Raw genomic sequence first — 12644 nt, 5'->3', positions numbered from 1 at the left:
TCGGCTCAAATGAATGGAATACTGTTTATTCATACAGCATAAGCTGCCTGGCGAAGATTGAAAAGCGTCGAGGTGTCAAACTGTCAGCTCAGTTGGCGAAGTGGCCTCGAAGCCGCTCGGCGCGAAAGTCTAGGTTGCTGCTCCGGTAGCCTGAGCGCAACGGTGGTAGCGGGGCGCAGGATTGCCAGCGTTCGCCGGGTTGCAGGTCCCCCGGGCCACGGTATTGCGGCGCGTCATAGTTGGAGGTCACCAGATTAAGGCTGGAACCCGGAGAGTAGGCGGCTACCTCCCAACTCAGTTTGCGCATTGGCTTGGGGCTATGGTTGTCCAGAATGATGAGCAACGGCTGTCCGGCCGGGCAGCTCGTCGGTGCATACGACATCCGCAGCTGGAGTTGAGCAAGCAGCTGCTCTTCCCGTTGTTCTTGCCAGATCACCCAGGCCGCAACGATACCAAGGCCAAGCAGCGCTCCCAGCGAAATCGGTACCGCCCGAAGGGGGTACCGAATCAATAGGATCAGCCAGGTTGCGACTAGAAACGCGCCGATCAGCATGGCGAGGGGGCGCGCGAATAGTTGACCATGAAAACCTCTTTTCACCGTGATTCGGCAGACATCCTAACGCTGGCTCGCACGGGGTGCGACTTTCAATTGCCAGGCATGTGGCCGTGGTGCCTGCGGATGCTGTTCAAGCATCTCTGTCGTGGCGGGCGTGGCTAGCGAGCCGCTCAAGCGCGGCCCTGAGCTTGGGGTCCTTAATGCCACGAGCGGTTTCCTGGATATTGTCTGCTGCACGCGCCGACAGTGCTGGCGGCGGCCCGGGTTTGTGCCGCGGCGTTTCGGGGGGCTGTACCTTGAACTGGATACGGCTCAGGCCGCTGAATTCTTCCAGACACAGCAGTTGCCGTTGTAAGCGTCGTTGTTGGTAGCGCAGTCGCGTTGCCCAGTGGCTGTCGGTAACGATCAGCAGCAGTGTCCCTTCGCGCCATGAGGCCACACGACAAAACTCTCGTGCTGCGGGCTGCAACTGGCCGTCGACCAGTTGCTGTAGTCGATCCAGCCGCTTCGCTTCGCCAAACAGCGCTTTTAGCGGTTTGGCCTCGCGCAGCAGCGACGCAGAGGCTCGGGCCGGCAAGGGGCGAAACGACATGGTTGACGCTCATGAGTGAAGAGCCGGCATATTAGCAGAACCCTGCAATAGCCTTCTGATCGCGCTGTCACCCCTCAAACCTACGACCGGATCGCCTGGTTCCTGGCGCCATTGGCTGACTCAGGCGCGCAGTAGGCACCTTTCCTCTCGGACGTTTCCGAGTAGAATGCCCCCTTTGCACGAAGCCGTGGTGGCCCTGCGGCCGTGCCTCCATCCCCAGCATGGAAGTCTTTGTCGATATGTTTGCGCCTTTAATGAAGAAGCTCTTTGGTAGCAAAAATGAGCGTGAGGTCAAGCGCATGCTCAAGGCGGTTCAATCCGTCAATGCGCTCGAAGAGCAGATGCTGTCTCTCTCCGATGAGCAGTTGCGGAGCAAGACCGAAGAGTTCAAGGCCCGCCTCGGCCAAGGCGAGACCCTCGACCAGATTCTTCCCGAAGCGTTTGCCGTTTGCCGCGAAGCAGGCAAGCGTGTGATGGGCATGCGTCACTTCGATGTACAGCTGATCGGCGGCATGACGCTCCATGAAGGCAAAATTGCTGAGATGCGTACCGGTGAGGGCAAGACGCTGGTAGCGACCTTGGCCGTATACCTCAACGCACTGGCGGGCAAAGGCGTACATGTCGTTACAGTGAACGATTACCTGGCGCGTCGCGATGCCAACTGGATGCGTCCGCTGTATGAGTTCCTGGGCTTGACGGTTGGTATCGTCACACCTTTCCAGCCGCCGCAAGAGAAGCGAGCGGCGTACGCTGCCGATATCACCTACGGTACGAACAACGAGTTCGGCTTCGACTATCTGCGCGACAACATGGCGTTCAGTCTCGAAGAAAAGAACCAGCGCGAACTCAACTTCGCAGTCATCGACGAAGTCGACTCGATCCTTATCGATGAGGCCCGCACGCCACTGATCATCTCCGGCCAGGCCGAAGACAGTTCCAAGCTCTATCAGCAAATCAACCAGCTGATCCCTCTGCTCAAGCAGCACATTGAAGAGGAAGAGGGCGTCGTTACCCAGGAAGGTCACTTCTCGATCGACGAAAAGACACGCCAAGTCGAATTGAACGAATCGGGTCACCAATTCGTCGAGGAAATGCTGACCAAGGCAGAGCTGCTCGCCGAAGGCGAGAGTCTGTATTCCGCCCACAACCTCGGCTTGTTGACCCACGTGTATTCCAGCCTGCGTGCGCACAAGCTTTTTCATCGCAACGTCGAGTACATCGTCCAGAACAACCAGGTGCTGTTGATTGACGAGCACACCGGCCGGACCATGCCAGGTCGTCGTCTTTCCGAGGGCCTGCATCAGGCCATCGAAGCCAAGGAAGGGCTGCCGATCCAGCCGGAAAGCCAGACGCTTGCATCGACCACCTTCCAGAACTACTTCCGTCTGTATAAAAAGCTATCGGGCATGACCGGTACTGCAGACACAGAAGCGTTCGAATTCATGCAGATCTACAACCTGCCAGTAATGGTGATTCCGACCAACAAGCCGCTGGCACGTAAGGATTACAACGACCTGGTCTATCTGACCCAGGAAGAGAAGTTTGCTGCCATCATCGCGGACATCAAGGATTGCCAGAACAATGGTCGTCCCGTTCTGGTGGGCACTGCAACCATCGAAACATCTGAATATGTCTCGCGTCTGCTGGTCAGCGAAGGCATCGAACACAAGGTGCTAAACGCCAAGCACCACGACAAAGAAGCCGAAATCATTGCGCAGGCGGGACGCCCCGGTGCGGTGACCATCGCTACCAACATGGCAGGCCGAGGCACCGATATCCTGCTCGGCGGCAACTGGGAAGTCGAAGTGGCGGCGCTCGAGAATCCAACGGATGATCAGGTCGCGCAAATCAAGTCCGACTGGCAGAAGCGTCATCAGGCCGTACTCGAGGCGGGTGGCCTGCATGTGATCGCCTCCGAGCGTCACGAGTCGCGCCGTATCGACAACCAGCTGCGTGGGCGCGCCGGGCGCCAGGGCGACGCCGGTTCGAGTCGCTTCTACCTGTCGCTGGAAGACAGTCTGATGCGTATCTTCGCCTCGGATCGGGTGAAGAATTTCATGAAGGCACTGGGCATGGAGTCCGGTGAGGCGATTGAGCATCGTATGGTGACCAATGCCATCGAAAAGGCTCAGCGCAAAGTCGAAGGCCGCAACTTCGACATGCGTAAGCAATTGCTCGAATACGACGACGTCGCCAACGAGCAGCGCAAGGTGATCTATCACATGCGCAACAGTCTGCTGGCCGCCGAGGAAATCGGAGAGACCATCAGCGAATTCCGCCGCGAGGCACTCGATTACGCCATCAATCAGCACATTCCGCCGCAGTCGCTGCCCGAGCAGTGGGATATCAGTGGGCTCGAAGCGGTGCTCTACAGTGACTTCGGAGTGCGGCTACCGGTCCAGCAATGGCTCGACGAAGACGAGAAGCTGTATGAGGAGACGCTGCGCGAGCGCATCCTCGAGGCGCTGATAGCGGCCTACAACGAGAAAGAAGAATTGGCTGGCGCCGAGGCGCTGCGCACTTTCGAGAAGCAGATTGTCCTGCGCGTACTCGACGATCTGTGGAAGGATCACCTGTCGACGATGGATCATCTGCGTCATGGTATCCACCTGCGCGGCTACGCTCAGAAAAACCCGAAACAGGAATACAAGCGCGAGTCCTTTACACTGTTTCAGGAACTGCTCGAGTCCATCAAGCGCGACAGCATTCGGGTTCTGTCCCATGTGCAGGTTCGTCGCGAAGACCCAGCCGAGGAGGAGCAGCGTTTGCGCCGCGACGCTGAAGAGCTGGCGCAGCGTATGCAGTTTCAGCATGCCGAGGTTTCGGCGCTGGAAGCAGACCAGGAGGATCCAGAGGCTGAGGGCGATGTAGCGGCAGCTGCAGCCCCCAGCCGTACCGAGCAAAAGATCGGGCGCAACGAACCTTGCCCTTGCGGGTCCGGAAAGAAGTACAAGCATTGCCACGGGCAGGTTCAGTAAGCTGGCCCTTCTGTGTTGACCCGCGCCGCGACCGGCTCTAGCCGCTCGCGGCGTTTTTCTCCCTGATTTTCGGTGGCCGAAGGCCATCCATCCTTTCTGAAGGAGCGCATCAATGGCTGTCGGTCTTGGTCCCCTACCTACACTGCACCCGGTTCCCGGTTTCGAGCTCGGCATCGCTTCGGCGGGTATCAAGCGACCTGGCCGCAAGGACGTCGTAGTGATGCGTTGCGCTGAAGGCTCAACGGTTGCGGGTGTATTCACCCTCAACGCCTTTTGCGCAGCGCCCGTCATTCTTGCGAAGCAGCGCGCTCAGGGAACGGTACGTTACCTACTGACCAATACAGGAAACGCTAACGCTGGAACGGGTGAGCCTGGAATGCAGGCAGCCATCCGCAGCTGTGCCAGCCTGGCCACGTTGGCTGGCGTGGACGCCGATGCAATCCTGCCGTTTTCTACCGGCGTCATCGGTGAGTTGCTGCCAGTTGAGAAGATCGAGGCGGCGCTTCCCGCAGCGCTGGCCGACCTCGATGAAAATCACTGGGCCGAAGCCGCCACCGGCATCATGACTACAGACACGCTGCCCAAGGGCGCGAGCCGTCAATTCGAGCACGCTGGCGTGACGGTTACCGTCACCGGTATTTCCAAAGGTGCCGGCATGATCCGACCCAATATGGCGACCATGCTTGGCTATATCGCAACCGATGCGAAGGTCGCTCAGCCCGTATTGCAGGATCTGCTGCGGGATGCGGCCAACAAGTCGTTCAACCGTATCACCATCGATGGCGACACCTCGACCAACGACTGCTGCATGCTGATCGCTACCGGCAAGGCTGACGTCGCTGAAATCACTGAAGCCTCTGGTGAGCTGTTCACCAAGCTCAAGCAGGCGGTCTTCGATGTCAGCATGGAAGTGGCTCAGTCCATCGTCCGTGACGGCGAAGGTGCCACCAAGTTCGTCACGGTCCAGGTCAACGGTGGCCGCAACCATCAGGAGTGCCTCGACGTTGGTTATGCCGTCGCCCACTCGCCGCTGATCAAAACAGCACTGTTCGCCTCCGATCCGAACTGGGGGCGCATTCTGGCGGCAGTCGGTCGTGCAGGCGTTCCCGAGCTGGATGTGAGCAAGATCGATGTCTATCTGGGCGCCATATGTATCGCCAGCCAGGGTGGACGTTCGCCGAGCTATACGGAAGAGCAGGGCGCCGCGGTCATGGCTGAGGAAGAAATCGAGATCCGTATCGAACTCGGTCGCGGTAGTTGCAGCGAGACGATCTGGACCACGGACCTCTCTCACGAATACGTGCGGATCAATGCCGAATACCGCACCTGATCCGTTGGCAATCGGCATGCTGAATAAACTGCTGCGGCAAGTCCCGGCGACGGGCGGACCTCCGTTTGGTGTCGGAACATGAAACGGCTCCACGTCGCCGCCGGCGTGATCCGTGGTGCCAACGGTCACGTGCTGATCGCCAAGCGCCCCTTGGACAAGCACCAAGGTGGGCTATGGGAGTTCCCCGGCGGCAAGGTCGAGGAAGGTGAGACTGCAGCGGTTGCGCTCGCGCGGGAACTGGCAGAAGAATTGGGCATTGCGGTAATTGCTGCGAGGCCCCTGATTCAAGTCCGCCATGACTATCCGGACAAGCAGGTGCTCCTCGACGTCTGGGAAGTGCTTGAGTTTGACGGCGAGCCGCACGGGGCCGAGGGGCAGCCGTTGGCTTGGGTGGCTGCGGAGGATCTGCCGCGTTATGACTTTCCCGCGGCGAACCGGCCGATCATCGCTGCGGCTCGCCTGCCGAAGTCGTACCTGATTACCCCGGACAACTTGGCGCCACAGGAGCTGCTTTGCGGTGTGGCGTCCGTGTTGGATGCAGGGGTTCGGCTGCTGCAGCTACGCTGCCCCTCGCTGTCTGACGCTCGGTACCGAGCGCTGGCAGCTCAAGTGCTGGAAATGTGTGCCGGGCGTGCGCAGGTAATGCTTAAAGGGCCACTGGAGTGGGCCCATGATTTTCCGGACGCCGGCTGGCATCTAACGGCCTCGCAGCTGCGCAGGTACGCCGACGCGGGTAGGCCCATAGAACCGGTGCGATGGCTCGCCGCGTCATGCCACGATTTGTCCGAGTTGGATCTGGCGAAGCAGATGGGGGTTGATTTCATCGTGCTCTCGCCGATACTTGCTACCGCCTCGCACCCCGAAGCGAGGCCTTTGGGGTGGCAATGCGCCGCCCAATTGCTGCTAGGCTTCGCTCAGCCTGCATATCTGCTGGGCGGCCTTGGCCCGAGTGATGTGGCGAGAGCCGCTCAGGTCGGTGCGCAGGGCGTCGCGGGAATTCGGGCCTTCTGGCCGTGAGGGGTAGCGGCTAGAGTACGGACCCTCGCCTGAATTGTCGGGCGATGATGGTGTCGTAGGGCTGTCATAGATTGATAGCGATAAGATAGAAATTCTCTATCGAAGCTATTTTCTCAATCAATTAACCGTATCTGGTTTCGTGCGCTATCTTAGGCGCCGTTAAATTCTGAATCCCAAAAGGAGTTAGTAGATGTCTCTGATCAACACCCAAGTCCAGCCGTTCAAAGTCAACGCTTTTCACAATGGCAAGTTCATCGAAGTCACCGAAGAGTCCCTCAAGGGCAAATGGTCGGTGTTGATCTTCATGCCGGCAGCCTTCACCTTCAACTGCCCGACCGAGATCGAAGACGCTGCCAACAGCTACGCCGAGTTCCAGAAGGCCGGTACCGAGGTGTACATCGTCACCACCGATACCCACTTCTCCCACAAGGTTTGGCACGAGACTTCCCCTGCGGTCGGCAAGGCCCAGTTCCCGCTGATCGGCGACCCGACGCACCAGTTGACTCGCGCTTTCGGCGTGCACATCGAAGAAGAAGGTCTGGCGCTGCGTGGCACCTTCCTGATCAACCCGGAAGGCGTGATCAAAACCGTTGAGATTCATTCCAACGAAATCGCTCGTGATGTCAGTGAGACGCTGCGCAAGCTGAAAGCCGCTCAGTACACCGCCGCTCACCCGGGCGAAGTATGCCCGGCCAAGTGGAAAGAAGGCGAAGCCACTCTGGCCCCGTCGCTGGATCTGGTCGGCAAGATCTAAACAGCCGTCTGGGCGCTGCGCTTGGTCGCAGCGCCACTGTGCTGTATTTCGGACGATTCATCGGTCCGAGCCCCAACGCCTGGGCGTAAACCGTCCGGGCGTTTTATTACCTGAATTATGCAAGAAGGGGAACGCTGCTCATGTTGGACTCCAATCTCAAAGCGCAACTGAAAACCTATCTGGAAAAGGTCACCCAGCCGTTCGAGATCGTTGCGTCCCTCGATGACGGCGCCAAATCCCAGGAAATGCTCGCCATGCTGGAAGACATTACCAGCCTGAGCGACAAGATCACCCTGCGCACCGACGGCAATGACGTGCGCAAACCTTCGTTCGCGCTCAACCGTATCGGTGGCAACATCAGTCTGCGTTTCGCCGGCATTCCGATGGGCCACGAGTTCACCTCGCTGGTGCTGGCCCTGCTGCAGGTCGGTGGTCATCCGTCCAAGACCGCACCTGAAGTCATCGAGCAGATCAAGAATCTCGACGGTGAATACAACTTCGAAACCTATTTCTCGCTGTCCTGCCAGAACTGCCCGGACGTGGTCCAGGCGCTTAATCTGATGGCCGTGCTCAACCCGAACATCCGCCACGTCGCCATCGACGGTGCGCTGTTTCAGGAAGAAGTCACCATTCGCCAGGTCATGTCCGTGCCGAGCATCTACCTCAACGGCGAGCTGTTCGGTCAGGGCCGCATGGGTGAAGAGGAAATTCTGGCCAAGCTCGATACCGGTGCCTCGGCGCGCGATGCCGAGAAGCTCAGCGCCAAGGACGCCTACGACGTGCTCGTCGTCGGTGGTGGTCCAGCCGGCGCTGCCGCGGCCATCTATGCGGCGCGCAAGGGCATCCGTACCGGTGTCGCAGCCGAGCGTTTCGGTGGTCAGGTGCTCGACACCATGGCCATCGAGAACTTCATCTCGGTCAGCGAGACCGAAGGCCCGAAACTGGCCCGTGCGCTGGAAAACCATGTGCGCGAATACGACGTCGATATCATGAACCTGCAGCGCGCCGCCCAGCTCATCCCTGGCTCCGATGGAGGCCTGCACGAGATCAAGCTGGAGAACGGCGGCTCGCTGAAGGCCAAGACCTTAATCCTCGCCACCGGTGCCCGCTGGCGCGAAATGAACGTGCCCGGTGAGCAGGAATACCGTGGCCGTGGCGTCGCCTACTGCCCGCACTGCGATGGCCCGTTGTTCAAGGGCAAACGCGTGGCGGTCATCGGTGGTGGCAATTCCGGCGTGGAAGCGGCTATCGACCTGGCCGGCATCGTCGCCCAGGTCACGCTGATCGAATTCGACAGCCAGTTACGCGCCGATGCCGTGCTGCAGAAGAAGCTGCACAGCCTGCCCAACGTCACCGTGATCACCAGTGCGCTGACCAGCGAAGTCATCGGCGATGGCAAGAAGGTCACCGGGCTGACCTACAAGGACCGCAACTCCAGCGAATTCCATGAGCTGGAGCTGGAGGGCATCTTCGTGCAGATCGGCCTGCTGCCAAACTCAGATTGGTTGAAGGGGACGGTAGAGCTGACGTCGCGCGGCGAGATCATCGTCGATGCGCGTGGCGAGACATCATTGCCGGGTATCTTCGCCGCTGGCGACGTCACAACCGTGCCGTACAAGCAGATCGTCATTGCTGTTGGCGAGGGCGCCAAGGCCTCGCTAAGTGCCTTCGATCACCTGATCCGCAGCTCTGTCGAAGACTGAGTGTCGCAGTAAAAAAAAGGGGAGCAGACCAAGGTCTGCCCCTTTTTTTGTGTCTGGCTGCTGACGTCCAGACCCACACAGGATGCGACTCGAAGGATAGATAGTCGATATCCAAGGTCTACCTTATTACACCGGATCCGCTTTGGCTCGGGTGGTAACGAGCGAAACGGGCGGCTATCGATCCGCTCGCCGTGCATGTATCAGCAGTCCATGGAGCGAGTCCTCATATGATCAATGCGGATGCGCCGCAAACGCCCCGCGGGGCAGTAGTGACTCTGGCCAACAGGTCCAGAGACCCCAAACATGAAAAGGCCGTGCATGAGCATCTGGCCAAGCGTCTGGCGGCAGTTAAAGGCCTGACGTTTCTCGGTGAGTACGACCGATCCATCGAGTATTCGCATCCACTGTATTTCGTGCCGTCTGGCACCATCATCGGTACAGATGCAGCCCGCGAGCTAGGCCTCGATGATGAGGAAGATCTGTTCGGTGGCGTGGTACCGCAGGCATTCATCGAAACCAAGGCCATCACGCATCCGCTGGTGCGTCCGGATGCAGATGCGCCAGTTGGTTGGTCTCGTGACTTCGCGGCGCGTGTCAGTGGCAGCGTGCTTCCCGGCTATAGCGTCTTTTCGCTCGCAGATGCCCGCGAAGCCGGGCGGCGGCTGTTGCATGAAGGTTCGCTGAGGCTGAAACCAGTGCGAGCCACCGGCGGGAGAGGGCAGGAGCGCATCAATACCGAGCAGCAGCTGGATAACGCGCTGGAACACGTCGACGAGAAGGAGATGGCTCACTGCGGGCTGGTGCTCGAGGCCAACCTGGAGCACGTGACGACCTTCAGTGTTGGGCAAATTCGGGTGGCGGGAAGAACGCTCAGCTATTACGGGACTCAGCGCCTGACGCCCGACAATTCTGGCCAGACGGTTTACGGCGGATCCGATCTGGTCGTATCGGACGGTGACTTCGAGGCCCTGCTAGGGCTCGATCTTCCGGAGAAGGCCCGGCTGGCCATTATGCAAGCGCAGGTCTACGACGATGCCGCATCGGCGTGCTTTCGAGGATTTTTCGCGTCCCGTCGTAACTACGATATTGCCCAGGGCGTCGATGGTCGTGGTCGTGCCTGTTCCGGTGTGCTGGAGCAGTCATGGCGGATCGGTGGCGCAAGCGGTGCCGAAATCGCTGCGCTTGAGACACTCATGCAGGGCCAGAGTGGCGTAGTACGGGCGTCTACCGTTGAAGTTTATGGTGAGTCGCAAGTAGTTCCGTCCGGTGCGACCGTACTGTTCCGGGACGAAGACGCCGAGGTTGGCTTTATCACCAAGTACGTAGTGGTGGAGGATTATGGCGACTCAGAGTGAATGCGTAGACATCCTGGTTGACGATGAACATATCGCCGGTACTTTCCTCTCACCGCCAACCAAACTGCCCGGCGTCCTGTTCGTGCACGGCTGGGGGGGGAGTCAGGAGCGTGACCTGACGCGCGCTCGAGGTATAGCGGGGTTGGGCTGCATCTGCTTGTCCTTCGACTTGCGCGGCCATGCCTTGACGCTGGCGCAACAGCAAACCGTTACGCGCGAGCAGAATCTCAATGATCTGCTGGCCGCTTACGATCTGCTGGCGCAACACCCGAACATCGACCCATCGGCGATTGCCGTGGTGGGCACCAGCTACGGCGGTTACCTGGCGGCTTTGCTTACGGCGCTGAGGCCAGTTAAGTGGTTGGCCATGCGGGTTCCAGCGCTGTACGGGGACGATGACTGGATGGTGCCCAAGCGCCAGTTGAACCGGGACCTGCTCAATCAGCTGCGTGGTCGACGAGTCGTGCCGGAGGAAAACCGTGCCCTGGCAGCCTGCGCCGACTTTCGTGGCGACGTGCTGATCGTCGAGTCCGAACACGATCACCTGGTCCCGCACAGCACCATCATGAGTTACCGCGCCGCCTTTCATCAGACGCATTCCCTGACGCACCGGATCATTCTCGGTGCTGATCATGCGCTAACCAGTGATTGCTGCCAGAAGGCCTATACCGACATCCTCGTTAACTGGGCGACCGAAATGGTAGTCGGGGCCCGACTCGACCAGCAGGAAGGCGTTGCCGCGGCGAACCGTCGCTAGCCTGGGGGGGAAGGTGGCTGAATGGGGCCGACAAAACGGCTCCAGCGTCGATCCAGGACCTGCTGTTTCAGGACTTCGATGACATCCACCAGCAGCTCTTCGAGTGCCAGGTCGGTGTTCTCGTCCTGGTAAACCCAGGCCTCGAAAAACTCGTCGGCCAGGTTTCGTGCAAGTCTCTGGAACTGCGGGCTCTGAAGTCCTTCGGCGGCGCCTTGAAGTAGCTGGGCGGCGATATCGCTGAGCGCTTCATCCAGGGTATCGGCGACTCGTCCCCCCATGGGCAGGCGGCGCAGTCTGATCACCTCCGGGTTGTTCAGCAGAGCCTGGTGAATCAGTCCGCCTACATAGCCTTCGATGGCCCCCCGATTGTCCCGGTAGCCGCTCTCCAACATGCTGTGCATGCGACGCGAAAGGTCGTTAAGCAGCCGCTCCTTGCGCGGCCTGACCACCTCTTGCAGCAAGCGGCGGGAGAGGTCGTCGCTGGCTCCGATCTCCTGCTGCATGCGGCTGAACAGGCGAACCATGACGCGATCGGATAGTTCTTCGAGCAGCAACAGGTAATAGCGGTTGGCCAGGCCAAACACCGCCCAGCGCCGCATATCGATCAGACCCAGTCGTTGCAGACGGATCAGCAGGCTGCCGACGCGCAGTACCCGCAGCCAGCGGAAGCCGCTCAACGGAATGCAGCCGAGCACGTCATACCAGTGAGCGAAGGGGTAGTAGTACCAGCGTGCGTAGCGGCGCTCGAACAACGCGACGGTCCAACCTAACAGCACGTCGAAGACGAAAATCGCGACGAAGGCGAGGTCGATGTGTTGGAAGTTCTGGTGAATCAGCACGTCGTAGCGTTGATGCAGGGCGGGAGCCCATTTGGCCAGGGCGTCGTTGATTGGCTGCAAAATGAACAGGCTATCGAACAGGATGAGCCCAAGGTTGATGCACACCAGCAGGACGATCAGGACTTCCCAAGCTGCGTGCAGCCCGTCGATTAAGCGCTCGCGCCGCCGCGTTTGCTCAGGCATTGGCAGGCGCACTGGCCGCATGCCAGAGGATTTCTGCGCAGCCCTGACGCCGCGCAATCAGCCGGGCCACTACGAAGAAAAGGTCCGACAGGCGATTGAGGTAAGCCAGGCCGACCGCGCGTAGCGGCTCGATCGCATTAAGTTGCTGACAACGGCGCTCGCTGGTACGTGCCATGCTCCGACACAGATGGGCGAGGGCGATCAGTCGTGAGCCGCCCGGCATGATGAAGTCTTCCAGCGGCCCTAGCTCCTGATTCCAATGATCGATCGCCGCCTCTAGACGGACCACCTCGGCGTCGGTCAACGCCTGATATTCAGGCATCGCCAACTCACCGCCCAGGTCGAACAGACGATGCTGGCAGGGCCCCAGGACTTCGATCAGTTCGGCCAGATCCGGCCAGCGCGCCTGGGCTTCGGCCAGCTCGGCCAGCAACAGGCCCAGTTGACTGTTGAGGGTGTCTATTTCGCCCATCGCCTCGATTCGCGGATGATCCTTGGGCACTCGGCGGCCGTCGGCCAAGCCGGTTTCTCCGGCATCACCGGTGCGGGTGTAGATCTTCGAGAGTCGGTTGCCCATCTG

Annotated in this window: 11 protein-coding genes; 7 read left to right on the top strand and 4 right to left on the bottom strand. The window is 59.8% G+C overall.

The window, feature by feature from the left end; translation table 11 throughout:
- Positions 1-88 precede the first annotated feature (88 nt).
- The gene (locus ACQKIK_RS14145) at positions 89-553 is read right to left on the bottom strand and encodes a hypothetical protein (protein WP_046162596.1); all 465 of its coding nucleotides are present in this window, start codon (positions 551-553) and stop codon (positions 89-91) included.
- Between the two features lie 133 nt (positions 554-686).
- Positions 687-1148 carry a DUF721 domain-containing protein gene (locus ACQKIK_RS14140; RefSeq protein ID WP_046162595.1) on the bottom strand — a complete coding sequence of 154 codons (462 nt, stop codon included), beginning with the start codon at positions 1146-1148 and terminating at the stop codon, positions 687-689.
- A gap of 239 nt (positions 1149-1387) precedes the next feature.
- On the opposite strand from ACQKIK_RS14140, the gene secA reads away from it, so the two are divergent.
- The 7 genes from secA (at position 1388) to ACQKIK_RS14105 (ending at position 11042) form a co-directional block, all read left to right on the top strand.
- Positions 1388-4126: a preprotein translocase subunit SecA gene (secA, locus tag ACQKIK_RS14135; protein WP_499136390.1), complete on the top strand. Its 2739-nt coding sequence runs from the start codon at positions 1388-1390 to the stop codon at positions 4124-4126.
- 112 nt (positions 4127-4238) lie between these two features.
- Complete coding sequence (gene argJ / locus ACQKIK_RS14130; RefSeq protein ID WP_499136389.1) at positions 4239-5456, top strand: bifunctional glutamate N-acetyltransferase/amino-acid acetyltransferase ArgJ; 1218 nt, start codon at positions 4239-4241, stop codon at positions 5454-5456.
- Positions 5457-5534: 78 nt separating this feature from the next.
- On the top strand, positions 5535-6473 hold the full coding sequence (locus ACQKIK_RS14125) for a Nudix family hydrolase (RefSeq protein WP_499136388.1): 939 nt from the start codon (positions 5535-5537) through the stop codon (positions 6471-6473).
- A gap of 190 nt (positions 6474-6663) precedes the next feature.
- Complete coding sequence (ahpC, locus tag ACQKIK_RS14120) at positions 6664-7227, top strand: alkyl hydroperoxide reductase subunit C (protein WP_046162591.1); 564 nt, start codon at positions 6664-6666, stop codon at positions 7225-7227.
- 140 nt (positions 7228-7367) lie between these two features.
- On the top strand, positions 7368-8930 hold the full coding sequence (gene ahpF, locus ACQKIK_RS14115) for an alkyl hydroperoxide reductase subunit F (protein ID WP_499136387.1): 1563 nt from the start codon (positions 7368-7370) through the stop codon (positions 8928-8930).
- Between the two features lie 227 nt (positions 8931-9157).
- Positions 9158-10285 carry a DUF3182 family protein gene (locus ACQKIK_RS14110; RefSeq protein WP_499136386.1) on the top strand — a complete coding sequence of 376 codons (1128 nt, stop codon included), beginning with the start codon at positions 9158-9160 and terminating at the stop codon, positions 10283-10285.
- Complete coding sequence (locus ACQKIK_RS14105; protein ID WP_499136385.1) at positions 10269-11042, top strand: alpha/beta hydrolase family protein; 774 nt, start codon at positions 10269-10271, stop codon at positions 11040-11042. Before ACQKIK_RS14110 ends, ACQKIK_RS14105 begins: the two co-directional genes overlap by 17 nt.
- Here the strand turns inward: ACQKIK_RS14105 and ACQKIK_RS14100 are convergent.
- Complete coding sequence (locus ACQKIK_RS14100; protein WP_499136384.1) at positions 11039-12064, bottom strand: ion transporter; 1026 nt, start codon at positions 12062-12064, stop codon at positions 11039-11041. The genes ACQKIK_RS14105 and ACQKIK_RS14100 overlap by 4 nt on opposite strands.
- Complete coding sequence (locus ACQKIK_RS14095) at positions 12057-12641, bottom strand: cob(I)yrinic acid a,c-diamide adenosyltransferase (RefSeq protein ID WP_499136383.1); 585 nt, start codon at positions 12639-12641, stop codon at positions 12057-12059. The genes ACQKIK_RS14100 and ACQKIK_RS14095 overlap by 8 nt, the downstream gene beginning before the upstream one ends.
- Positions 12642-12644: the final 3 nt, after the last annotated feature.

It is taken from the genome of Pseudomonas sp. NPDC047961 (genome assembly GCF_050272435.1).
Lineage (GTDB): Bacteria > Pseudomonadota > Gammaproteobacteria > Pseudomonadales > Pseudomonadaceae > Stutzerimonas.
This window is presented reverse-complemented; position numbering and strand designations above follow the sequence as displayed.